Here is a 22,328-nt window from a genome sequence, read left to right on the forward strand (position 1 = left end):
CTCAAGCGAGTTTGTAAATTCCTTTTCAAGGGACGTGGCTAGAGCCTGCAAAGCCTTCATGCCGAGTTCGATATCATTGACCTCAACAGCCGCCCTTACGGCGGAAGTACCCCTCTTGACGTCAACGTTCCATTTGATCCTCGTGTCAGGCGGCCACCCCGAGAGAGCACGCACCTGGGAGTCATAGGATCCCTGTTCAATCTTAGCCTTCACATTCTCCGCCGTATCGATATAATAGATTTTGCCTGTAGGGCGCGTGTTCCCCGGCTCAAACACGTCCGAACCGAACCTTCCGGGCTCAATGACCATGCTCACCTCCCAAACGGGTGGAAGCAGGAAGCTGAGGACAAGGGCCGCCACTGCTGAGACAAATGTTACCCCGATAATCCAGAACTTGTACTTCCAGAGCACCTGGAGATAATCGATCAGTTCCACTTCGTCATCATATGCCCGTTGGGTGTGAACAGGAATCTGCTTGCCGCCTCCTTCATCATTTGTATGCATCGGTCAGCTCTCTTCCATGGTTTCGTCTATCTCGTCTATCTGGTCTGTTCCGTCTGTTTCGTCTGTTTCGTGTGTCTCGTTCATCTGGTCTATCTGGTCTATTTCGTCGGGAAACCGAAAACACCGTCTGTTTGGTCTGTCTGGTCTATCTGGTCTGTTTGGTCTGTCTCGTCTATTTCGTTCATCTCGTCTGGCTAGTCGGTTCGCCAGGCTTGGAACTCACTCGATCAGCTTTCTGGCAATATCCACCACGTAGTTGGCACCTTCCATTGCTTCCCTGGCATCATCGATCGTGTATTCTTCCGTGGGCACGAAATCAATATCACCGTAAAAGGAAAGTTCCCTCTCCTTTCTGAGCCTCTTGGAGATCTTGGCTATCCGATCCAGCTTCTCTGCTATGTCTGCACGATACTTGTCTTTGTGCTCAAGGAGGAGACCGCCGACATCATGAAACTTGGGTGGCTCAATCCCAACGGCTCTCAGCATCCCCTTTGTAGCCAACCCCACGATTTCCTGCGCCTCCCTGACAACGTCGGAATACGCACCCTTTTTCAGGAGGATATCCAGGATCTCCAGCCTATCGGTAGCCTTCTTCATATAACTCCTGGAAAGCGACGTATTCTTCACAACTCGAAAACCTCACCGGGCCGGATGTCCGGCTTGAGAACCCAATACCATGCACTTCCCTTCCACACCCTCTTGGCACCGAGTTCCCTTAACCGATTTCTCAGCCTCTCCATAGCGCCCAGGAAAAAATCCCCTTCGTCGAAAAGGATTTTCGCGTCTTCGACCATGTCGATAAGAAGTGGACTCCCTTTTTCGATCTCCTCCGGACTCTTGATAACCGCAGAGATGTAGGTGTTTATGCCCTCCTTTTGGAGGGATTTCAAGAAGGGTTCAACCTTGTCTTCTACGGATTCAAATTCCCTTATTCTCTTTATCCTGCCGGTTGGAAGCCCTCTTGCGATTATCAATATGTCAATGTCAGAGTCGAAACTCTGTGTAGCTCTGGCGACCGAGCCAAATACAACGACGGAGACCAGCCTCTCTCCATAGAAAGATCTTATTCCCGCCAGAAGCTTGGCTTCTATTTCAGCAAATCTTTCCTTCAACATTCGCACATCTCGTCTGTCTGGTCGATTTCGTCTATTTCGTCTGTTTGGTCTGTTTCGTGGGTCTAGCCAATTTCGTCGGGCTGGTCTGTTTGGTCTGTTTCCTTATCACTTTTCTAAGAAGGTAGGCTTTGATTTCTCCAAATCCGTCAGCGACACGCGTTCCTCTCACCCTTTCTTGTAAATGTCTCGTCTGTGCCCTACCCTCAAAACCACAATCTCATTGCCTTCGAGATCAAAGATAACTCGATAGTCTCCAATTCTGAATCGATATGTTCCAAGCCCATAATCTGTAAGCCGTTGCGCATATTTTGAGGGATCTTCTTCATACCGGAGAAGAGTCTTCCCTATGCGTCTTTTGGTCTTTGCATCAAGCCGCTCAATGTCCTTGATTGCCCTGTGAGTATAAACAAGCCTGTACTTCACCGACCAAAGACCTCTTCATGGGCCTTCACCCTGCCGGCCTTGTAATCGGACCTAGCTTCTTTGATGCTTCTCAGATACTCAGGAGAAGCAGAAGCAAGAAGGTCCTCCAAAAAGGCCTCTCTTTCCTTTTTTTTCATCTTCTTTACAGCCTCGATAATCTCTTCAGGTTTGACTTCCATCTTTATAGCCTTTGGCATTTCTTTGCCTCCGAGAAATCTGGTTAGTCTGGGTCATTTGGTTGATTTCATCTATCTCGTCTGTTTCGTCAATCTGGTCTGTTTCGTGGGTCTAGCCAATTTCGTCGGGCTGGTCTGTTTGGTCCATTTAGTCTGTTTCGTTGACCCGGTCAATCTCGTCTGTTTCGTCTACCTAGTCTTTCTCGTCGAGGGGGAACAAGACCACTCCGTCTGCCACCATTCGGTCGATAAGGGACTTCTGCCTCTCGTATTCATCCTCTGTATGCACATGGGGCTCAAGGAGCGGTATGTCCAGGGTCTTTTTTACCGTCGCAAAGGCATCCTCTCTCTCTTCGCCCCTATAGACAACGAGCAAGTCCACATCGCTGGCCACTGTGTACTTCCCACGAGCATAGGAGCCGAACAAAACCACCAACCGAAGAGGCAGCCTTTCTTCAAGCTTTTCCATCTTTTCCCTTAATTTCCGGACCAGCCCTTCTCTATCAAATCTTGGATAGAAGATCCGAACAGAAGGTGATGATTCTTTCCGCATGTTCTACCAGCCTGGTTGCCTCCTGTTTTGTGTATCGGCTTCTGGGAGACCCGGATGGATGGGCGTTTGGATATCTGGTAGGAATGTAGGCCTTATCCAGCTCCAGCGCGCCATCCGAGAGTCCTTCTGGAATGTCATGTTTTTTGGCGAGTTCCTTCAGCAGGTCCGCCACCGAATGTCCCCAGGCTTCTGCGCCCATCCTCTGAAAAACCGCCTTTAGGGCTTTCTCCGCTCCTTGCTGTGCCGAGAAACAAGCCCAATTGTAGAAACCAGTCCGCACATCGCTTCTGGCATGCTCCAAATCGCCCTGCGCTTCATCCAGCCAATCTTTGCTCCGTTCCATCTTGGTTTGTCTCGCCGGTTTCGTCGGGCTCGTCTATTTCGTCTGTTTGGTCTGTCTGGTCCATTTGGTCTGTTTCGTTGACCCGGTCAATCTCGTTGTATTCACTCACGCCTTTCCCAAATCCCTTGGCGAGGATATGTCTGCCGACATCGAACAAGGCCTCCAACGACCTCCTCAAACACGATTCTGCAGCCCATATGTTCCTGCTATCCTTGGTATACGCGTAGCAGGCGGGGTTGACTATGAACTCACCTCGAAGATGAGATTCAGTCTCTCTCTTTCAAGAGGAGCCAAATCCCCGGCCCGCCTCAACACGTAGAGCTCGTATTCATCGGCCAGGTAGTCATCTTCACAGAACAGCCTGTCTCCCCTGATGACATTCGCCGCTACGAATGGATCTGCCTCCCCGAGAACAACCAGATCAACCCTTCCTACCTCAAGAAGATCCTCAAGCTCTATCATCATCTGGGCCTTTTCTCTGACGGTTAGGCAAGTGCCTCTACATGTCTTAATGCCGATATCCGCATCAGAAGAGACAGTGGCTCGCTTCTTTCTCTTCCCGGCAATGTATCCCTTGATTTCCCCGGCGCGGCTGCCAAATGCATACATAATCTCCACGTGATACCTTCGGCAGATTCTTCGAAGCCGGTCCTTGATCTCAGAGGAGTTCATCTGTCTGGTCTGTTTCGTCGGGCCGGGCTGTTTGGAGGGTGACGTGTCTTTCACAACTCGAAAACCTCACCGGGCCGGATGTCCGGCTTTAGAACACAGTACCATACACTCCCCCTACATGCCTCTTGGCACCGAGTTCCCCCGAGCCGATTTCTCGGCCTTTCCACGACACCGAGGTATCACTGATCTGTCCCTTCCCTGGCGTCATAATCCTCCACGGTGATCCGCTGCCTGTTCTTCCCCCAGGTCTTGGGACCGATGCCCTTGACCTTCATGATATCTTCAGGGGATTGAAACGGCCCGTGTTCTTCCCGGTACTGGACAATCCTCGCAGCCAGTATAGGCCCTATGCCTCTCAGCTCGATGAGTTGATCTATCGATGCCCGATTGATATTGATCTTCTGCGTCTCCTGGGCCACCGTCACCAGACCCAGTGTCATACCGGCGGCGATTATCACGCATGCCGCAAGTGATTGCTTCCACCGTTTCATTTCACTCTACTTCGTATTCGGCCGGACTCGTCGATCTGGTCTGTTCCGTCTTTCTCGTCGATTTCGTCCATCCAGTCTGTTTCGCCGGGAAACCTCAAACCGCCGGGATCGTTGAGATCGTGTGGGGAGACTTCGGCGTCTTGCCTACTACCTAAACCGGCTCGATGTCTGCCTGGTCTATTGCAACAGAGACCGACCTGTGGAGGAGATCTATCGAGACCACAAGCCGCCCGTCACCCTTTTCCGAGAGAAACACCCCTTCCACACCCTCCAGCGGCCCTGATACCACTCTTACGATCCGGCCCCTTTTCAGATACCTGTGGGCCTGGACCAGGCTCTTGCTTTCGACGATCCTTTGGATGGAGTGGATCTGGCTTTCCGGGATGGCGGCAGGAGTGCCGTTGTCACCCAGTATCCTTATGACGCCGTTGGTCTTGATGACCTTCAGGCGGCTCTCTCCTCTCAGGTCCTGGTTGACAAAGAGGTATCCGGGAAAAAGAGGGACCAGGATCCTCTTCTTCCTGTCTTTTCGCCGGCTCCATCTCTCTATCTCCGGCAGGAAGACCCTGATACCCTCCCGTGCCAGGCGGGTGTTCACCTTCCGCTCGTGCCTGGGCTTCGTATGGATAGCATACCAGGGCCGCTCTATGCCCGCTTGAGATCCGTCCATCTCTGGCCTCTCACCACGGATGAGGTGTTTCCTTCCAGTTGCAGTCGCGAGGGGGTGAAGTCTGCGGCCAGGGAGATTGACGACACGCTGCGTCTGCAGAGAGAAAAAAGATCAGAACCCGCGCAAAGCTCCGCTTTTCTGAGTTACACGGTCGGCAAATCGTAACTCTTCGATATTTGGCTTATATCCGGTGTTCACAAGAAGAGACAAAGCCTCAAATCTCTTTTCTCGGAACCATGGCGGGATCGGCTGGTATTCCCCCCTTGTGAAAAAACGTCGGCCAATATCAACCAGACTCACTACTCCTAATATTACAATCGGTTTTGGTTGTCAACAACGAATAATGTCCGAGGATTCCCCACCCACCAACGCCGGAGGGGCTTCGCGTGAGCTTGGGGGCGAAGGGATGAGGATTTTCTTCCGCCCAAAAAGACAGGAGGCCGCACTCTTGGCAACTCCCGAAAATAGATTCTTCATCGAAAAATCAGGGGACTCCAACGAACGGTGTTGATTTTTTCGTTCAGGGGCTGGTATTCTGGTTCTGAAATGCCGCTCTTCCCGGGGTCCGGCTCGGCTTTTCCCCGCAGATCTCGCAGGCAGGGACGATCCCGAAGCACGATCCCGGTGGTCCCGATTCCGGAGGCGACCTTGGCACGGCACCGGCCCAAACAGCTCGCTAAACTCCTTGAGTACATCCTTGGCCGCCGCCCGGATGAGTTCGGCCTGGTGCCGGATTCAGACGGTTTCGTACCCTTGAAAGAACTCCTCCAGTCAGTCGGGGAAGAGGAGGGGTGGTCCTATGTGCGGCTGGCCGACATCCGGGAAGTTCTCATGATCGACCCGAAACGCTTCGAGACAGCTCCGGAAGGGATCCGCATGAATCCCGGGCGGGCTTTACCGCCCTCTCTCAAACCTCAGCCGGCCGTGCCCCCCGAGATCCTTTACTACGGTGCCAGGCAGAAGGCCTATCCCCATATGCTCAACAGGGGACTTTCCCCTACTCGACATCCCCTTGTTGTCCTGGCAACCACGGAGCAACTCGCCCTTCGAATCGGCCGGCGGAGGGATCCCAAGCCTTTCCTGGTCAAGGTCCATGCGGCGAGGGCTCACCAAGATGGGATAGCCTTTTTGAGGCTCGGAGAGCTCCTCTACCTGGTCGAATCTCTCGCTGCTACGTACCTGGAAGGGCCTCCCATTCCCAGCGAGAAGCCGGCCCCAAGGAAAACCCCTCAGAAGGAGACTTACAGGCCGGCCGGGGCTTTTGAAATCGATCTCCAGTCCATACCCAGAAGAATCCGCCAGGAGAAGGAGAGAAGGGTGCAGGCCTGGAAGAAGGAGGCCCGGCGGTATCGGAGGATGAGGGAGAAGGGCCGCTACTAGGATCGACCGCTTACCACGGGCCGGCGATTACTCGGTACCGGGGAAGGAGAGTGGGGCGTTTCTCAGGACGGCGATGGTCGCTCCCCAACCTCCTCCCCCAGGATCTGCATCTCGGTAGGACTCGACCATGGGGCTGCGGGAGAGAAGTGACTGGACGCGACGGCGCTGGATCCCCTTTCCCTTTCCATGGATTATCCGAACCTCGGTGATGCCCCTTTCCAGGCACTCCTCGAGATAGTCTTCGAGGAGCGGTTCGAGATCGCGGGGAGAGAAAGTGTGGAGATCCAAGGTGCCTGTTATCGGCATCCTCACCGCGGGGACCGATTCGTCGGGTTCGGGGGATGTTTCCGGCTCTCTTCCGTCTCTTTTTCCGTCCACGGCTCTATCCTCCCCTCCCGCCGGCCGCAACCCTGCCGCGCCTGGGGGGAAACACCGGGGCTGCCTTCGCGAAAAGACAGGCGGCAGAGAGATGATATCATGAATCTCCTCGTGAGTGGAACCGACAAGGCAACAGGGAGGAGCATATGGACCACAGCGATTCGGATTGGGTGAGGCGGTCGTTCAGCGTGTTTCCTGGAGGTTCCCTGGGTGAGTTCAATCTCACCAGGGATCTTTCCACCGTACTGAGCCACGGCAGAGGTGCCAGGGTTTACGATGTATACGGGAGGGAGTTCATCGACTTCAGTATCGGTTGGGGTTCCGACATTCTGGGCCATGCTCATCCGGCAGTGGTCAAGGCTGTCAGGGAGCAGCTATCGAGGGGTTCCAACTTCTCCTACGTAAGCAGGCCCGCCCTTGAGCTTGCCGAGGAGATCGTCAGGTCTGTCCCCTGTGCTGAAAAGGTCCGGTTTGCCGCCTCGGGAACAGAGGCAACCATGTACTGCATCAGGTTCGCCCGGGCCTTTACGGGGAAAAACGGGATTCTCAAGTTCGAGGGCGCCTACCACGGGGCAAACGAGTACGGGACCATGAGCCTTTTCCCCCAGAGGCTTCTCGATTTCCCTCAGGCAGAACCTACCTCTGCGGGCTGTTCAGAGGCGATCAAGAAGGAGGTCCTTGTCGCTCCTTTCAATGATCTGGACACTACCTCGAGAATCGTCGAAAAACACGGGGAATCCCTTGCAGCTATCGTCGTGGAGCCTCTCCAACGCTGCACACCACCGAAACCAGGCTTCTTGGAAGGACTCCGGGCGCTGACCAGGCAGCACGGGATCATTCTCGTCTTCGACGAGGTTGTCACGGGCTTCAGGCTGGCCTACGGAGGGGCGCAGGAAAGATACGGCGTGATCCCTGATATCTGTGCCCTGGGCAAGGGTCTCGGTGGAGGATATCCGGTAGGGGCGGTATGCGGCCGAGAAGACATCATGGACCTCTGCACCGAGTCGAGGCTGGGCAAGGACGGGCGCTACGTGTGGTTTGCGGCTACCCTTGGGGGTAATCCGGTGACCGCCACGGCCGGGCTGGCCACGCTGGCCGAGTTGAGAAAACCCGGAGTTTACGAGAAGCTTTACGCCCTGGGCGAACAGGCCAGAAAGGGTCTCAGAGAGGTCCTCTCTGAGAAAGGAGTCAAGGGCCGCGTGCTGGGAGAGGGGCCAATCACGCAGATCGTCTTCTCAGATGAGGAGATAGTCGATTACCGATCGGCCTTCAGGGCAGACCGTACAAAGGCCAGGCAGTTCAGCCTCGCCCTCTTCAGAAAGGGGATCTTCCTCAATCCCATGGGAACCAAACTCTATATCTCCCTGGCCCACACCCCCCAGGACATCGACCAACTCGTCCAAAAGGCCCGGGATGCTCTGTGACACTCCGCAACCAAGAGGCGTTCGATGTGGCAAGAAAATTGCATCCCGCCTGGTAATTCCAAGGAACGGCACTACCGCAGCCAATGGAGCTACAGCCGCCCACAAATATCCCCGACAAGGAGCCTGTCGCTGGGGATCCTGCAAAGGAAGCCAAGGATAGACTGGCCCACTTTATCCTCTCCCTGATTCAAGCCTTTCTCCGCACCGGTTACTATACTCCTGATCACCCGGAATCAAAGAAGGCGAGGGCAGGACTCTACGAGGACTTCCAGAGCCTGTTCATACAGAAGGACGAGCTGACCTTCCTTGTTCGGGATGACCCTCGAGGCAAGAATGTTCTGATCGAAGGAGTAATGCCGGAGACCCAGTATCTCAGCCGCATCATGCTCCGCGGCATGGCAGAGATGTACATCCCCAAGTTCGTCCAGTTCCTCGAGCGAAAAGACCTCATCAGCCTCACCCTCAAACAGACCATGACACGAGCCGAATTTGCCGGCTTTGTTGACGTCATGAGCCAGCAGAGCTTTGTCGACACCCAGGAAAAAGGCGACAAAGAGCGATTCAGCCAGGCCTTGAAAGACAAGGGGATTTTCAACATCTCCTATATCTTCAACGAGGACCTCCTGGGAGCGAAGCGGAAAATCCCATGGCGGGCCCAGCTTGCCCTCTCCCGCCTTAAGAAGGATCTCAGGATGATCCCTCTCTATCTCGACCTCGACGAGCAGGGCCTGAGGAAGATCAAAAGGGAAATCATACAGGACGTGACGCGACCTATCCGGAGCGGTGAGGTCATTTACTACGTTCTCATGAACAGCGACCTGGCCGAAACCAAGGAGCTAAGGGCTTCCGACATCGACGGGGAGATCCTCGCCTCCCTGTCGAACGATCTCCTCCTCAAGACAGCACAGACCTTGCTCAAGGAGAGTCTGCGCCACAAGGAGACCCACACGCCTCAGGGCAAGATCTCAAGCCTTCTGAGACAGGCCGCCTCGGTTCTCAATCAAAGGGAGACGGAGGGGAGAGAAGCCTTCCTGGAAGCCTCCTTCAAGCATAAGCTCATACCCTTCGAGGAGCTTCCGAGAGCCACCCAGGCCAAAATCAAGCTCGAGCATCTTACCAACAAGTTCCTCCGGTACAGCAAATCCTTTTTCGACCAGTTCGACCAGATCCAGGACAAGGAGAAGTACCTCCAGCTTGCCCGGTCATTCATAAAGCTTATTCCTGAACTGATCCGTCGAGATCGGTACCAGGAGATCCTGAAGATCATCACCCACATCGACCGTCACTTCAATGAGAGAAAACACCTTTCCATCTATGCCGGCCAGGTGCTCGAGGAGATCGGAAGGGGCGAGATTCCCCAGGCGTTGAAGGAAAAGTTCCTTACCGAAAAAAAGGAGATCCGCCTGGCCATAGCCCCGATTTTTCTCAAGCTCCACGTGGGATCGGTTCCCTACCTGCTCTCCCTCTTGAAGGAGAGTAGAGATCAATGGGTTCGGAAACAGGCATGCGAAATACTCGTCGAGATCGGCTCTCCGGCTATCAACTTCATCCTCAATGAACTCAACAAGAAGGAGATAAGCACAGAATCGACCATCGACATCATCCGTGTTCTGGGGGAGATAAAGAGCGATGAATGGATCGAGCCCCTGGCCAACACCGTTCGCCTCTATCTGACCCACGAAAGCCCCTACCTCAGGCAGGAGGCTCTCAAAGTCTACTATAGGATCAAGGGAGGCGAGGGTGAAGAGATCTACCTGGCTCTACTCAACGATCCGGATTTGGGTGTCAAGAAGAGTGCCATTCAGTGTCTGGGCAGGATCAAGAGCCGGAAGGCCCTGAAGAGATTCATCCAAATATTGGAAAAACTGGAGGAGTTTCCATCGGAGAGAAACGCACAGTTGGAGACACGCCTCTTCTGCGCTCTCGGTTTCTATGACGACCTCAAGGCCTCAGACATGACCTCACTGGAGAGTCTCCTGTTGGATACCCTCGATCGCAGATTGAGTACCGGGACGCTCAGCTTCCTGAAAAAGAACAAGAACCCCCTCTCAGAGGAGGCCGTGGCCGCAATCTGTGAATCCCTCGGGAAGATCGGAACCGCCCGGTCCATTCCGGCACTTCAGAAGCTCGAAAAACAGCGCAATAGCCCCTGGGAGGCAAAGGCCGCAGAAGCAGTCAAGAGAATCACAGACAGGGAAACGGGCTCAGACCAGACGCGCCTCCCGGGAATCAAAGGGTAACTTCCTCTCCGATCCGGACAGACGACCGCCAAGCCGAATCTTGAGCCGGCCCGCGGCCGGAGGCTCCAGGCGCTCTCTCTATTCGATAAACCGGTACCCAGATGTCATGATCTCGGTGCGGCTGACCAGAAAATTCAGAGCCACCCCAAGCAGGGCCAGCACAGCCACGGCAACAAGAATCCCCGCCACGTCGAACATGCCCCCCGATTCTTCCAGGAGGTAGCCCAGGCCTCGATTGGAAGAGATGATTTCGCCCACCACCGCGGCAACCAAGGCCCGGGGCAGAGCGAAGCGCAGCCCGGTGAAGATCCACCCGGCAGCGTGGGGAAACACCACCTTGCGGAAGAGGTCCCACTTGGATGCGCCCATCACGCGGAGCACGTCGATGTACGTCTGGTCGACCTGGCGGGCTCCGACAAAGGCGTTGAAGAAGACCAGGAAGTAGACGACCACCGTCACCAGGGCCACCTTCGAAGCGATCCCTATGCCGAACCAGATCACAAAAAGAGGGGCAAGGGCAATCCGGGGGATTCCATATACGGCGGAGATGTAAGGTGTCAAAGCGTCTGAGAGGAGGGAACTGGAACTCAGCAGAAAACCCGTCGCAATGGCAAGGGCCGTACCGATAAGGGATCCGAGGAGCATCTCCAGAAAAGTTATGCTCAAATGGTATAGAAGGATACCGCTGGAAATCCACTCCCAGGCCGTCTGAGCCACAAGCACGGGGCTCGCGATCCAGTTGGCCGGAATCAGCCGCCCCGATACGATCTGCCAGAGGGCAAGGAGGCAGAAAAGGAGCAGTAGCCGGTACAACTGGACCTTGAGGTGCCGTTCATAGAAAGAGGGCAAGGAGGCCTTCCTCAGTTCCTCCAGTTCTGTCGGTCCGGGCGTCGACCCGGCCGAAGGGATTCCGGAATCCGCCATCACAAATCCTCTCCCTTGGAGACCTCTCCCCTCAAGGATTCCCAGATCTCCTCGTACAACTGGCCAAAAAGGGGGGCGAATCGTATCTGGAATACGTCCCTCGGTCTCTCGATTGGAATATCACGGATCAACTTGATCCTTCCGGGTCTTCCGGTGAAAACCACAAGCCTGTCGGCCAGGGCAATGGCCTCTCCGAGATCGTGGGTGACAAAAATCATGGTCTTCCTGGTGCGGTCCCATATCTTGAGCAGCTCATCCTGGAGAATGAGCTTCAACTGGGCGTCCAACGCCCCGAAGGGTTCATCGAGAAGGAGGGCCACAGGATCATAGATGAGGGTGCGGGCCAGGGCAACCCTCTTGCGCATGCCCCCTGAAAGCTGAGAGGGATAGTGCTTCTCACAACCCTGCAACCCGACGAGATTGATGTACTTCTGGATTCTCTTGGATCGTTCATCCCAGGGGATCCTCTGGATCTCCAGCGAGATTCCCACGTTCTGCTCAACGTTTCTCCAGGGAAAGAGGGAATCATGCTGCGTGATGTACCCCATATCGGTGTTAACCCCCTTAGACTCCTTCCCCCTGTAGAGAATCGACCCCGAAGTCGGTTCCATCAGCCCGGCTATCATATTGAGAAGGGTCGATTTCCCGCACCCCGACGGCCCCACAAAGGCCACAAAATCGCCCTCCCCCACGGTCAGCGAGACATCCTCAAGGGCCAGGATGTCGCTTGTCCTGGTTATGAACCACTTGTATACATTCCGGATCTCGATCATGGCCCCAGACTCAGTGCTCATCGCCCTTCCAGCGCAGCACCCGCCTCTCGGCCCGCTCGACGATCTCGTTGAGGACGAGGCCGATGAGCATCAAATTGAAAAGGGCTGCAAAGACCCCCGTCGTGTCCATCACGCCCGATGCGTCCTCAATGAGATAGCCGATGCCCTTCTGGGAAGCGATCAATTCGCCGACGACCGCTGCAACCAGGGTATAGGGAATCGCGTTCTTGAAACTCGAGAAAATCCAGACAGCCGAGGCGGGAAGTATCGCCTTGGTGAAGACCTCCCTTTCCGTGGCTCCCATGATCCGCAGGGTGTTTATCCACTCCTGGTCCACCGAGCGGATCCCCGTGAAGGTATTGAAAAAAACGAGAAAAAAGACGGTAACCGCCACGAGAACCATCTTCGGCGTGAAGCCGATGCCGAAGTAGAGGATGAACAGGGGGCCCAGCACGATGCCGGGAACGCTCCAGACAGCCATGAGAAACGGGTCGACGATATCCGCTATCATTTTCCGGGTGCCGAGGAGAAAGCCGGCCAATACCGCAAAGAACAGGCCGATGGCGAACCCGGTGGCCATCTCTTGGAGGGTAACCCAAAGATGGGGAAAGAAGAAACCGGTGAAATACCATTCCCTCAATCTTGCGGCGATCTCCGAGGGCCGGCTGATCCAAAACGGATCGATGAGGGCCCTGGAGGCCCACTCCCAAAAGAGAAGCCCCCCTATGCCGAAGGCTGCCCTCAGGGTAAACACCTTGTATCGTCTTACCCTTGTCTTCCTTTCAAACTCGGCACGATTCACACTGGGATCGAGGGGGTCGGCACCAGCCCCCTCCGGGCAAACCGTGGCCTTTGTCGGAATGGCGGTCTTCATGGACGATCGATCAAAGAACCCCGGTAGGAGATGCCTCACCCTGCAATGCAAGCCAAGACAAGACACCTCCAGGGCCTCTATTTCCCCAACTCCTTCATGGCCCGGGGAACGAACTCGGTGGCTGCCGTTTTTTCAAAGGCCATCCTCGCCTTTTCTTCTGGAGTGGCGTCCTGGAAATGGAGTCGCATGTTGATCTCCCATCCGGCCTTTGTGAGCTCGGGCACCCTCGGAATAGCCTTGCGCATGTTCTCGTAGGAGGCCTCCCTGAGTTCCGGAGTAGCCTCCTTCCAGGTCCTGCCGATGATCTCTATCGTTCCTTGCTTGTCTGTATTGATATAGTCGATGGCCCGGATAATGGCCTTGGTGAAGGCAAGGATAACGTCCGGGTGGGCTTTCATGTACTTGTGGGTCGTGAAGAAACTGTCCCACATGTACCCGTTGAATTCCGGAACCTCCCCTCTGGCCATACTGAACACGATCGTGCCGATGCCCTTCTGCTCCAGCATCTCGGGGATCGGAGAGACCCACTGGAATACATCGAGCTTGCCTTTCTCGAAAGCCGCCACACCGGCCTTCCACTTACCGAAGGGGACGATCTGCACCTCCGTGTTCGGGTCGATACCCCTGTTCTTGAGGAAGGCCCTCGGTATGAGATCGGTTCCGCTCCCCGGGGAGGTACAACCGATTCTCAAGCCCTTCATGGCCCTTATCTTCTCGTCGATGGTCGAATTGACGGTGATCCCCTTTTTCTTCATCATTTCTGGTTTCATCAGGTACGCCAGGGGCCACTGGTTCAAGGGGCAGGCGAAAGCGACCACGTCAAAACCTTTACGTGCCGCCTTAAGGGCGTGGAAATACGCAAGGTTTACAATATCACAGCTTCCACCGAGCAGGGCGGCCGCGGCCTTGGAACCACCCGGTATGTTCGTCGCGTCGATCTCCAGGCCCTCCTGGGCGAAGAATCCCTTTTCCAAGGCGACTATTCGGGGAAGATAGCCCATATGGACGCTTGAATAGACGAAACGGACCTTCTGCCCTGCATGGCCGGCCACCGGCGCCACCAGCATGGCGAAAACCACAAGAGCCGCCAAAACCAACCACTTTCTACCTTGGCTAAGATCTTTCATCTTCTTTCCTCCCTTGTTTTGTTGTACTTCCGACACTTGCCTCCTTCAAGCCGTCAGAGGATACCACCCCCTTTCATCTGAGGAATGAATGCCTTTGAATCCCTCCGGGTCCTTTCACTCGCCTTAGCGCGGATGCCCCGCGGCTTGCCGCGGGAAGATTCACTCCCGCCCCGTGCTCTACTCGATGTATCCAAGAAGTCTCAGCCGCTTTTCAATCCTCTCCCGATCCTTCACGTCCATGACGAAACCCGACTCCTTGCGCTCCATGTGGCTGTCGCAAAACGCTCGCCACTCCTCCACCAGGGCTTGCTGCTCCTCTGTCAGGCCAGCGATCAGGTTGTTCCTCTCGAGAGGGTCAGCCGAGAGATCGTAGAACTCCTCCCTGCCGCTCCTCCGGTCGATGATAAACTTGTAGCGATCACTGCGGATCGACTGGTAGTCACCCGGTCCCCGTTTTTCATAGAGCTCCTCGGAGTAACAGGTAAGTCCCTCGACCCTTCCGGCGGCGATGGAGGAAATCAGGGATACCCCGTCAAAACGGATACTGCCTGCCAGGCCCGCTGATTCGAGGATCGTCGGGACTATGTCGACAGTGCGAGCCGCTCCCGGAATCACGACTCCATGGGGGAGGTCCCTGTCTCGAAGGATAAGGGGGACGAGCAGGTCGCAGTCATAGAGGGTGGTGTGCTGGGGGTACACCAAGTCCAGGTTCGGGAAGGGCGGGACCTCGTGCTCTCCCAGGTTTGTCCCGTGATCCGAGGTGATCACGACGGTTGTCTGCTCATGGAGTGCCAGCTCATCCAGAAGGGCTCTCAGAGGAGCAAACAGGGCCTCGTCCATGTATCGGATCTTTGCATCGTAGTATCCAAACTCGCTCAGGACCCCTTCCCGGATCTTCCCCGTCTCGAGAAGGATCTTCTCTGCGGCCTGATGGACGTCAAAATAGTGGCCCCATATAAAGAACGGAGTGTCTGCGTGCGCTCTTATCCAGTCGAGCATCCGGGGAACCCACCAGTTTCCCCAGAGAAGTTCGCCCCTGTCGTCACCGGCAAACCCCGAGCGTTTCCATATCTCGTCCGGTTTGGGCTCGTCGAAATCATCGAACCCGGCGTCAAATCCGTTCGCCCGGCCCAGGAGGTTCACTCCCACAAAGCCAGCTGTACTGTAGCCCCTTTCGTGGAATATTTCGGCAAGCATCTTCCACTCAACCATGGAGAAAGGATCCCGCAGGTTGTGGTTGTACTGGTAGACCCCGGTGAGGATACTGGCGTGGCTTGGTGGGGTGAAACAGGAAGCGGAGACCACGGTTTCGAACCGCACGCCTTCACGGGCGAACCGGTCGAGATTGGGAGTTTCGATTCTCTTGTACCCGTAGCAGCCCAGGTGGTCGGGCCTCACCTCGTCCATCGTCACAAGGATCACATTCTTCGGCTTCATATCACAGTCTCCTGTCGGACCGAAAACGCCTCTCCTCATTCCCCGAATGAATGAAAGAGAGGCCGGACCTATTTCTATATCACAGAATACGGCAATCGGCCATCAAGAAAATCGTCCGGGCCTCCCGGGCCATCGATCAAGCAGCCTCATAATTAGCCGACCTTACAGTAGTTTCTCCCCTCGGCAAAAAAAAACCCTCGTCCCTCTGCTCCTGAGTTCTCGCGGTGCCCCTCTCAGGCCCCTCGGGCGGGAAATCATCGCCCCTTCCAGGCTCCCAAGGCCCAGGGACTCAGACCACATGCGTGGGAGGAGTCAATTTGCCTCCAGGCAAGCGCGAGATGATCGCAATTGTGACCAGGGGGATGAGAGCCATCAGGGCGAGAATCGGTCGAATCGAAAAGATATCGCCCAGCTTCCCCGTCAGGGGAGTCATCATCCCTCCCGTTCCAAAAGCCAGGCCCATCATGAGGCTCGAAACCATCGACTTTCCGCGGGGTGCGAGTTCCTGGGCCATCGCCACACCCAACGGGAGGGTGGCCAGTACGAAGAACCCTGCCAGAAAAGCGCTGACATATACCCACCTGCCGGGGAGAAAGAGCAGAAGGTAGAGGCAGGGTGTCGAGAGGCCCAGGGAGAGATAAAAGATGGGCTTGTACCCGATCCGATCCGATAGATGCCCGGCGATGAGCCCGCTGATCGCCCCGGCCACTGTGAACATGGAGACGATTACGCCGATGGAGACAAGGGAGAATCCCTCTCTCGAGTACAAAACCGGGACAAAGGTCATGAAGGACTGGCTCACAAAGGATCGCAGGACCATGGCTACCCAGATCAGCACGACCGGTTTCCACGCAGGTCCCAGGGCCTCTCTGATCGAGCCGATAAAGGTGCGCCCTTTCAACCCCTCCTCTTCCGGGAGGGGTACGATCCTGTGGAGCAGAATCATCGCCGCAAGACCCAGAACCATGGTAAAGGGCGAGGCCGACAGCCCGTACCGGGCCACAAAAAAGGTAATAAACAAAGGGCCCACCCCAAAGGCCAGGGTTCCACCCATGTTGAAAATCGACATGGAGAAGCCGAAATGCCTCCCGGAGAAGGTCGAAACCATCCCTGCCGCGGTGGGATGGAACATCGACGTACCCACAGAGCCCAGAGCCACAAATACGATGAGGACGGGGAAACTCGGGGCGATGCCCACCAGGGAGACAAAGACGATCGCCATGAGCGGACCGCCGAGGATAAACCACCGGGTCCGGTAGTGATCCGCCACATACCCTACCGATGGCTGAACGACAAAGGATAGGAACCGGCTTATTCCGGCTATCAGGCCGACTTGGGCCAGGGTGAGGGAGAATTCTTCAACAAAGACGGGGAGAAGAGGATTGACAAAGGCCGCATAGAAATCACCGACAAAGTGGACCAAGAAAAGGGCAAAGATTACCTTCGCATCGGCGCTGCCCGTCCGCTCGCCGCCCGAGTCCGCCCTGGTCGGTTGCTGTACGATCGATTCCACGGATCCCAATGCCGCTACCCCTCGTCGGACACCCCACAAAAAAATTCACCTCTCGGTGAATCACGTGCCACCACTTGAATACGGCCTCGAACCACCGGCCAAGGCTCGGTTCAACAATACGAATAAATGAATTCTATGGAGAAATCAACCCCGGGTTACCGGTTGATCTCCATGTCAGGCTGCATGCAGCCTTTGACCCCAGGCCCTCCCCTGCACTCTCCCATCGCACACAAGAGACTGTCGGCTGGCGACCCGCCGGTATCATCGGCCAAACCCAATACGGTCTTTTCGCGACTCGACACCTTCACGGCCAGCACCACCTGTCACTATTACACCTCGCCTCCTCCCGCACCCATGCATCAAGCGCACTGTTACCAGTGCACCTGCAAGGCTCGATCCCAGGCCCGTGCCTAACGGCTACATGGGTAGGATTCCCATCTACAAGACCAGGCGGCCTTGCCAGGGCGCAACTAATGGGTGACCCCTTCCCCCTCGGTAATTCCGTATTTTTTGATTTTACGCCATAATGTACTGGGCGCAACTCCCAGGGCCTTTGCTATATCGGATTTACGCCGGTACTTTTTCATTAAATCCACGATTAATTGTTTTTCTGAGTTCTGGGTAACCGTTTTAAGATCGGACAGATGTTGCTTGTCCACATTAGGTGATATTTTCTTTTCCAGACACGCCTCGATAATTCTTGCCAAATTCCTTTCTCTCCTGTTTACACCGTACAGAAGACAAAACCGCCTGGCGATGTTTTCTAGTTCACGCGCATTGCCTTTGAACGTGTGGCCAACAAGCGCCTTTTCAATTACGGTTTCTTGTGATCTTATTTTACTGGAAATATCAGGACCGATTTTTGATACAAAGCTCAAAAAGAGTGGCATTATGTCTTCAGGACGATCACGCAGCGGCGGTATCCGGAGACGAAAAACATTAAGGCGATAGTACAAATCCTCGCGAAATCGACGTTCTTCCACACATTTTTCAATATCTTCATTTGTTGCAGCGATAATGCGAACATCAACGGGGATGATGCGATCACTGCCGAGTTTCATAATTTCACGCTCAGACAGCAACCGCAACAGTTTGGCCTGCAAGGGATAGTCAAGGGTAGTGATTTCGTCCAGAAACAGGGTCCCCCTATGGGCCAGCTCAATCAGCCCCCTTTTCCCGGTTTCGTGAGCCCCGGTAAAAGCCCCCTTTTCATAGCCGAAGAGTTCACTTTCGAGCAAATCGTTGGGCAAGGTTGCGCAATTGATCGCCACAAATGGTCCCCTTTTTTGATTGCTGTATGAATGAATCGCATGGGCGAAAAGCTCTTTACCGGTTCCACTCTCGCCGGTGATTAGTATCGGGTCCACGGTCTTTGCAAACAACTTTAAGCTTTCTTTGCATCGGCGAATTGCCTGGCTGGAGCCGACAATGTCGGTCAGCCCGTGTTTGGCCACGAATCCCCGGCTGTGCAATCTCTTGCGCACGATAAACTCAGCATCTTGAACTTCATCGACCCGCTTTAGAGTGCAAACAAGACCATGTATGGTTTCAGCCGAACGAATCGGAATGTAATTGACTACCAGCTTTTCGGCTTCCAGAATATTGAAGGCCGGTTGCCCACTTTGCAACACTTTACTGGCTGTCTTGGTGCCAAATATGGTGTTGACCTGTTTGCCCGCCAGATCTTCCATCCCCAGCCGTTTCCTGGACGGTGGATTGTCCAGAATGACTCGGCCTTTTTCGTCGGTGAGCAACAGCCCTTCGGCGAAATTGTTAACAACTGCATTTAGCTGGGAAATGCGCCGGGTGTTTTCTTCCTCGACCTGGCAAATTTCCAGTGCCTTTACTATGGCCGTTCGGATCATGTCCCTTCCTTTGTAAAGGAGTATCCCCTTAAGCCCTAGTTTTGCCGCAGCGTCTACGGTGAAACTGCCGCCGATGATCACTTTGAAGTCCTGCTTGATAGCGGCTTCGCAGGCTTGGGCATATTCCCTGGAATTGTCACAGTACAGCGGAAAAAGAGAAACTCCCATCACCTTGGACAGAAGGGGAAGGTCGAAATCCTTATCATCACGGGAAAGCGTTATGGCGATGCGACGATCAATTTCTTGGGCTTCCAGGATGGCGGTGATCAAATCCGGGAAGGTGGGCCGAAAGGCGATAATCGGTACTTTGAGCTTGTCAGCGTACATGCGCCTGGTCGAAGGTCCGGCCAAAACGATTTGTACCACGCCTTCGACTTCGCGCAATTTTGGCAGGGCTTCTTCCATCAAGGCCCGGATAAAAATGAAGTCAGCTGTTTCGTTGAACTCCCAGGCGACTTTTCTGGCAATGGCGATCACGGGCTTATAGCCGACGACGCAAAGTTTGGGCTTCATCGCAAATCTCCGAAGTTTTATTTTATTTATGCAATATATATAGCAAAAACGCAATAAAAATCCTGCCACTCGCCAGGATCCACGTTTTCAGATATTCTCCTAACTCTCTGTTTTCCAAGGATAAAATATTCTATCGAAAATTGAGGCACATACTTTGCTTTCCTGCACTTTGACGAGATGACGGAAGCTCACAGCGGCAAAGCGTAGAGCAACAAATACGTGCGGATCATTTGCGGGAACGGCGGGCAGCATTAAGGTTTGAAACTGTTCTTGCAAATTAAGGAATCACAACCAGTGAAAATCGTAGATGTTATTGCCAATAACCTCACCATTCCCTACCCGGGCGAGTTCAGGCCGGCCTGGCAGCCGGGCTTGGTGGTCACTTCCCATGATTTTACCCTGGTTCGCATTTATACTGATGAGGGCATCACCGGGGTGGGCGGCACCAGCGGACATCTGGCAGGGATTATTGAAAAGCAGGTAAAGCCGTATCTGCTGTCTGCAAACCCCTTTGCGACCGAGGCCTTGGCGCGTATCTACCGCAATGCCGGCAGTGGCATCTGGTGTCTCGATATGGCCCTTTGGGATATCATCGGCAAGGCTGCCGGATTGCCCCTTTACAAACTCTGGGGATACCATCACGACCGCATTCCCGCTTACGCCAGCGCGGTGGAAGTGGGCACACCCGAGAGCCGTGCCGAATTGGCCGTTCATTACCAGAAACTTGGCTTCAAGGCCATGAAACTGAGGCTTCACAACGAAAAAATTGAGGACGACCTGGCCATCCTGGATGCCTGTTTGAAGGCAACCCGTGGAAAAATGGCCTTCATGGCCGACGCCAATCAGGCCACCAATCTACCTTCACCCGAACCCGGGGTGCGCTGGGATTACCAGCGGGCCTTGACAATGGCTCGAGAGCTTGAAGCCCGCGGGGTCCTGTGGCTGGAGGAGCCGCTACCGCGCTATGATTTCGAAAACCTCGCGAGGTTGCGGCAATCCACCTCCATCCCCATCGCCGGTGGTGAGAAAAACCAGAGGTTGCATGAGTTCAGATGGTTGATCGAACGCAGGGTCTACGACATCATTCAACCTGATCCGGCCATGTCGGAAGGCATCTCTCAGCTCAGGAAGGTGGCGGCCATGGCGGAGATGTTTCAAATCAAGGTGGTGCCCCATCACGGCATGAGCGGCATCGGCCTGGCAGCCGCGCTGCACTATTGCTGCACGCTGCCCGGGCATAGCTGGCTTGAAATTATCTATGAACCCACCACCCGCACCCTTGAAGCATACCAGATGCTCGGGGGCATCCTGGAGTCTAGAATTTGGATCGATGAGCAGGGTTTTGTCGCCCCTCCAACCGGGTCCGGCCTGGGAGTTATCATCAATGAACAGGCGGTGAAGCAATACGAAGTATAGCAAAAGCGGGTAGATAACAGGATAGAGACTCGATTTTTCGAGACGAGGGGCAGCGTTTTTCAACCTTCCACGTCCGACTTTGAAACACCCAAGCGGGATTATGGGTACCATGGCTGCAGGACCGGTGTTGGCGCAATTCAAGCAGTTGGCATCCAGGGGAGACCACTCGGCGCGCAAGCCGGTGGTTGAAGCGCTGGAATTGGCTCTGAAAAAGTTAAACAGTTATCATATCATCAAGAAGCACCTGAAACGCAAGGGCGACCGGCTCACGTTCGGCCAAAACAGCTGGGATTTGGCCGCGAAAAAAAATATCTATGTTATCGGGGGCGGAAAGGCGGCCAATGCCATGGCCCGTGCCATTGAGGAAATCCTGGGTGATCGCATCACAGCCGGCATTGTGGCCGTCAAGGAGCTGGAGCCCGGTGACCGGCTCGAACGGATTGAACTGGTTGCCGCCGGCCATCCGCTGCCCGATGAGAACAGCCTAGTTGTAAGCAAGCGCATATTCGAAATCGTCCAACAGGCCACACCGGACGATCTTTTTATCGGTATTATCTCGGGTGGAAGTTCGGCCCTGCTGAGCTGCCCGTTGCCGGGGATTACTCTGGAAGATGAGATTGCCTGCACGCAAAAGTTACTCACCAGCGGGGCCCGGATCTTGGAAATCAACGCCGTGCGCCGTCACGTCTCGGCCATCAACGGCGGCCGACTGGCCCAGGCCATCGATCAAAAAGGGGCCGAGATGATTAACTTTATCATCTCCGATGGTGTCGGTAATGCCCCGGCCACCGATCTGCTCGAACCGGCCAGGTTCTTCGGCACACCGGTGGCCCCGGATATGACCACATTTTCCGATGCGTGTAACGTACTGGAAAAATACAATCTGATCGGCAAGGTTCCAGCCAGCATCGTCGCGTTTATCCGCAGAGCGAATCCTCGCCTGGAGACCCCCAAGGCTTTGAGTGACCGCATTTGCCACTTCGTTGTTCAAAAAGTCGCTGATGCCGGTACCGCTGCAATGGAGGCGGCAACATCGATCGGCATTCGAGCATCCGTGCTGACAACCTGTCTTCAAGGGGAAAGTCGCGAGGCCGGAACTTTTTTGGCCTGTATTGCACGGGAGATCGCCACGTATCACCGGCCGGTCGCTCCACCCTGTGTGGTTATTGCCGTTGGCGAGACGACCACCACCATTGGCGATCAAAGCGGATTGGGGGGACCGTCCCAGGAACTTGCTTTGGGATTTGCGCTGGAAATATCGGGACAGAAAGGGGTGTGCATGGCCGCCATTGATACCGACGGAACCGATGGATCCACCCGGTCTGCCGGTGGGATTGTTGACGGCCTAACGGTGGAGCGGGCTGAAAATATGGGAATCGACGTCTATCATCGGCTCCAAATGCATGACAGCCTGGCGGTCTTTCAGGCCCTCGGAGATGAAATTGTCACCGGCAATACCGGCACCAATGTTTGTGATCTGAATCTCGTCTCCATCCTGTGAGTATTGCCCTAAAGGC

General features: G+C 54.9%; 24 protein-coding genes. 5 read left to right on the plus strand and 19 right to left on the minus strand.

The features are described 5' to 3' along the window. The 11 genes from JRJ26_13900 to JRJ26_13950 form a co-directional block, all read right to left on the minus strand. Window positions 1-504, minus strand: a 504-nt coding sequence (locus tag JRJ26_13900; GenBank protein ID MBW2058582.1) for a hypothetical protein, incomplete at its 3' end; no start/stop codon positions are given. 219 nt (window positions 505-723) lie between these two features. After that, complete coding sequence (locus JRJ26_13905; protein ID MBW2058583.1) at window positions 724-1,131, minus strand: HEPN domain-containing protein; 408 nt, start codon at window positions 1,129-1,131, stop codon at window positions 724-726. Beyond that, on the minus strand, window positions 1,128-1,619 hold the full coding sequence (locus JRJ26_13910; protein MBW2058584.1) for a nucleotidyltransferase domain-containing protein: 492 nt from the start codon (window positions 1,617-1,619) through the stop codon (window positions 1,128-1,130). The genes JRJ26_13905 and JRJ26_13910 overlap by 4 nt, the downstream gene beginning before the upstream one ends. Window positions 1,620-1,784: 165 nt before the next feature. Continuing rightward, complete coding sequence (locus tag JRJ26_13915; GenBank protein MBW2058585.1) at window positions 1,785-2,042, minus strand: type II toxin-antitoxin system RelE/ParE family toxin; 258 nt, start codon at window positions 2,040-2,042, stop codon at window positions 1,785-1,787. Beyond that, complete coding sequence (locus tag JRJ26_13920; GenBank protein ID MBW2058586.1) at window positions 2,039-2,239, minus strand: hypothetical protein; 201 nt, start codon at window positions 2,237-2,239, stop codon at window positions 2,039-2,041. The genes JRJ26_13915 and JRJ26_13920 overlap by 4 nt, the downstream gene beginning before the upstream one ends. Before the next feature lie 172 nt (window positions 2,240-2,411). Next, window positions 2,412-2,771, minus strand: coding sequence for a nucleotidyltransferase domain-containing protein (locus JRJ26_13925; protein MBW2058587.1), 360 nt, complete (start codon window positions 2,769-2,771; stop codon window positions 2,412-2,414). Beyond that, window positions 2,722-3,114 (minus strand): HEPN domain-containing protein, encoded by a 393-nt coding sequence (locus JRJ26_13930; protein MBW2058588.1) that lies wholly within the window; start codon window positions 3,112-3,114, stop codon window positions 2,722-2,724. Before JRJ26_13930 ends, JRJ26_13925 begins: the two co-directional genes overlap by 50 nt. After that, window positions 3,086-3,280, minus strand: coding sequence for a hypothetical protein (locus JRJ26_13935; protein ID MBW2058589.1), 195 nt, complete (start codon window positions 3,278-3,280; stop codon window positions 3,086-3,088). The genes JRJ26_13930 and JRJ26_13935 overlap by 29 nt, the downstream gene beginning before the upstream one ends. Before the next feature lie 74 nt (window positions 3,281-3,354). Continuing rightward, a complete protein-coding gene (locus JRJ26_13940) occupies window positions 3,355-3,786 on the minus strand; it encodes a hypothetical protein (protein MBW2058590.1) in 432 nt (143 codons plus the stop codon). Window positions 3,787-3,965: 179 nt separating this feature from the next. Continuing rightward, entirely contained in the window at window positions 3,966-4,277 is a 312-nt protein-coding gene (locus JRJ26_13945; protein ID MBW2058591.1) for a helix-hairpin-helix domain-containing protein, read from the minus strand. Window positions 4,278-4,428: 151 nt separating this feature from the next. Continuing rightward, complete coding sequence (locus JRJ26_13950) at window positions 4,429-4,947, minus strand: UpxY family transcription antiterminator (protein MBW2058592.1); 519 nt, start codon at window positions 4,945-4,947, stop codon at window positions 4,429-4,431. Between the two features lie 648 nt (window positions 4,948-5,595). On the opposite strand from JRJ26_13950, the gene JRJ26_13955 reads away from it, so the two are divergent. Further along, on the plus strand, window positions 5,596-6,327 hold the full coding sequence (locus JRJ26_13955) for an RNA 2'-phosphotransferase (protein ID MBW2058593.1): 732 nt from the start codon (window positions 5,596-5,598) through the stop codon (window positions 6,325-6,327). A gap of 27 nt (window positions 6,328-6,354) precedes the next feature. Here JRJ26_13955 and JRJ26_13960 read toward each other — a convergent pair whose 3' ends face one another. Further along, on the minus strand, window positions 6,355-6,633 hold the full coding sequence (locus JRJ26_13960; GenBank protein MBW2058594.1) for a Smr/MutS family protein: 279 nt from the start codon (window positions 6,631-6,633) through the stop codon (window positions 6,355-6,357). A 218-nt stretch (window positions 6,634-6,851) separates the two neighbouring features. On the opposite strand from JRJ26_13960, the gene JRJ26_13965 reads away from it, so the two are divergent. Together JRJ26_13965 and JRJ26_13970 are read left to right on the plus strand one after the other, a co-directional pair. Beyond that, a complete protein-coding gene (locus JRJ26_13965) occupies window positions 6,852-8,129 on the plus strand; it encodes an aspartate aminotransferase family protein (GenBank protein MBW2058595.1) in 1,278 nt (425 codons plus the stop codon). A gap of 83 nt (window positions 8,130-8,212) precedes the next feature. Next, a complete protein-coding gene (locus JRJ26_13970; GenBank protein MBW2058596.1) occupies window positions 8,213-10,369 on the plus strand; it encodes a HEAT repeat domain-containing protein in 2,157 nt (718 codons plus the stop codon). A 78-nt stretch (window positions 10,370-10,447) separates the two neighbouring features. Here the strand turns inward: JRJ26_13970 and JRJ26_13975 are convergent, their stop codons facing one another. The 7 genes from JRJ26_13975 to JRJ26_14005 all read right to left on the minus strand — a co-directional run bounded on the left by JRJ26_13975 (window position 10,448) and on the right by JRJ26_14005 (window position 19,395). Then, window positions 10,448-11,293, minus strand: coding sequence for an ABC transporter permease (locus JRJ26_13975; GenBank protein ID MBW2058597.1), 846 nt, complete (start codon window positions 11,291-11,293; stop codon window positions 10,448-10,450). Then, window positions 11,293-12,066 carry an ABC transporter ATP-binding protein gene (locus JRJ26_13980; GenBank protein ID MBW2058598.1) on the minus strand — a complete coding sequence of 258 codons (774 nt, stop codon included), beginning with the start codon at window positions 12,064-12,066 and terminating at the stop codon, window positions 11,293-11,295. The genes JRJ26_13975 and JRJ26_13980 overlap by 1 nt, the downstream gene beginning before the upstream one ends. 10 nt (window positions 12,067-12,076) lie before the next feature. Next, a complete protein-coding gene (locus JRJ26_13985) occupies window positions 12,077-12,940 on the minus strand; it encodes an ABC transporter permease (GenBank protein ID MBW2058599.1) in 864 nt (287 codons plus the stop codon). Between the two features lie 77 nt (window positions 12,941-13,017). Next, on the minus strand, window positions 13,018-14,067 hold the full coding sequence (locus JRJ26_13990; protein MBW2058600.1) for an ABC transporter substrate-binding protein: 1,050 nt from the start codon (window positions 14,065-14,067) through the stop codon (window positions 13,018-13,020). 177 nt (window positions 14,068-14,244) lie between these two features. Beyond that, window positions 14,245-15,504, minus strand: a complete 1,260-nt coding sequence (locus JRJ26_13995; protein ID MBW2058601.1) for a sulfatase — start codon at window positions 15,502-15,504, stop codon at window positions 14,245-14,247. Window positions 15,505-15,793: 289 nt separating this feature from the next. Beyond that, window positions 15,794-17,008, minus strand: coding sequence for an MFS transporter (locus JRJ26_14000; GenBank protein MBW2058602.1), 1,215 nt, complete (start codon window positions 17,006-17,008; stop codon window positions 15,794-15,796). Window positions 17,009-17,487: 479 nt separating this feature from the next. Then, complete coding sequence (locus JRJ26_14005) at window positions 17,488-19,395, minus strand: sigma 54-interacting transcriptional regulator (GenBank protein MBW2058603.1); 1,908 nt, start codon at window positions 19,393-19,395, stop codon at window positions 17,488-17,490. A gap of 258 nt (window positions 19,396-19,653) precedes the next feature. Between JRJ26_14005 and JRJ26_14010 the strand changes: the two genes are divergently transcribed. Both JRJ26_14010 and JRJ26_14015 read left to right on the plus strand, forming a co-directional pair. After that, the gene (locus JRJ26_14010) at window positions 19,654-20,811 is read left to right on the plus strand and encodes a mandelate racemase/muconate lactonizing enzyme family protein (protein MBW2058604.1); all 1,158 of its coding nucleotides are present in this window, start codon (window positions 19,654-19,656) and stop codon (window positions 20,809-20,811) included. A gap of 109 nt (window positions 20,812-20,920) precedes the next feature. Further along, a complete protein-coding gene (locus JRJ26_14015) occupies window positions 20,921-22,312 on the plus strand; it encodes a DUF4147 domain-containing protein (protein ID MBW2058605.1) in 1,392 nt (463 codons plus the stop codon). Window positions 22,313-22,328 lie beyond the last annotated feature (16 nt).

The organism is Deltaproteobacteria bacterium (genome assembly GCA_019308905.1).
In the GTDB taxonomy this organism is placed as follows: Bacteria; Desulfobacterota; BSN033; order WVXP01; family WVXP01; genus JAFDHF01.

What these genes read in the sequence shown, in the direction of transcription:
- JRJ26_14015 (MBW2058605.1), top strand. Translation starts at nt 20,921, where the DNA reads ATGGCTGCAGGACCGGTGTTGGCGCAATTCAAGCAGTTGGCATCCAGG.
- JRJ26_13975 (MBW2058597.1), bottom strand. Translation starts at nt 11,293, where the DNA reads ATGGCGGATTCCGGAATCCCTTCGGCCGGGTCGACGCCCGGACCGACA.
- JRJ26_13945 (MBW2058591.1), bottom strand. Translation starts at nt 4,277, where the DNA reads ATGAAACGGTGGAAGCAATCACTTGCGGCATGCGTGATAATCGCCGCC.
- JRJ26_13930 (MBW2058588.1), bottom strand. Translation starts at nt 3,114, where the DNA reads ATGGAACGGAGCAAAGATTGGCTGGATGAAGCGCAGGGCGATTTGGAG.
- JRJ26_14005 (MBW2058603.1), bottom strand. Translation starts at nt 19,395, where the DNA reads ATGAAGCCCAAACTTTGCGTCGTCGGCTATAAGCCCGTGATCGCCATT.
- JRJ26_13920 (MBW2058586.1), bottom strand. Translation starts at nt 2,239, where the DNA reads ATGCCAAAGGCTATAAAGATGGAAGTCAAACCTGAAGAGATTATCGAG.
- JRJ26_13960 (MBW2058594.1), bottom strand. Translation starts at nt 6,633, where the DNA reads ATGCCGATAACAGGCACCTTGGATCTCCACACTTTCTCTCCCCGCGAT.
- JRJ26_13970 (MBW2058596.1), top strand. Translation starts at nt 8,213, where the DNA reads ATGGAGCTACAGCCGCCCACAAATATCCCCGACAAGGAGCCTGTCGCT.
- JRJ26_13910 (MBW2058584.1), bottom strand. Translation starts at nt 1,619, where the DNA reads ATGTTGAAGGAAAGATTTGCTGAAATAGAAGCCAAGCTTCTGGCGGGA.
- JRJ26_13985 (MBW2058599.1), bottom strand. Translation starts at nt 12,940, where the DNA reads ATGAAGACCGCCATTCCGACAAAGGCCACGGTTTGCCCGGAGGGGGCT.
- JRJ26_13940 (MBW2058590.1), bottom strand. Translation starts at nt 3,786, where the DNA reads ATGAACTCCTCTGAGATCAAGGACCGGCTTCGAAGAATCTGCCGAAGG.
- JRJ26_13980 (MBW2058598.1), bottom strand. Translation starts at nt 12,066, where the DNA reads ATGATCGAGATCCGGAATGTATACAAGTGGTTCATAACCAGGACAAGC.
- JRJ26_13965 (MBW2058595.1), top strand. Translation starts at nt 6,852, where the DNA reads ATGGACCACAGCGATTCGGATTGGGTGAGGCGGTCGTTCAGCGTGTTT.
- JRJ26_13995 (MBW2058601.1), bottom strand. Translation starts at nt 15,504, where the DNA reads ATGAAGCCGAAGAATGTGATCCTTGTGACGATGGACGAGGTGAGGCCC.
- JRJ26_13950 (MBW2058592.1), bottom strand. Translation starts at nt 4,947, where the DNA reads ATGGACGGATCTCAAGCGGGCATAGAGCGGCCCTGGTATGCTATCCAT.
- JRJ26_13925 (MBW2058587.1), bottom strand. Translation starts at nt 2,771, where the DNA reads ATGCGGAAAGAATCATCACCTTCTGTTCGGATCTTCTATCCAAGATTT.
- JRJ26_13990 (MBW2058600.1), bottom strand. Translation starts at nt 14,067, where the DNA reads ATGAAAGATCTTAGCCAAGGTAGAAAGTGGTTGGTTTTGGCGGCTCTT.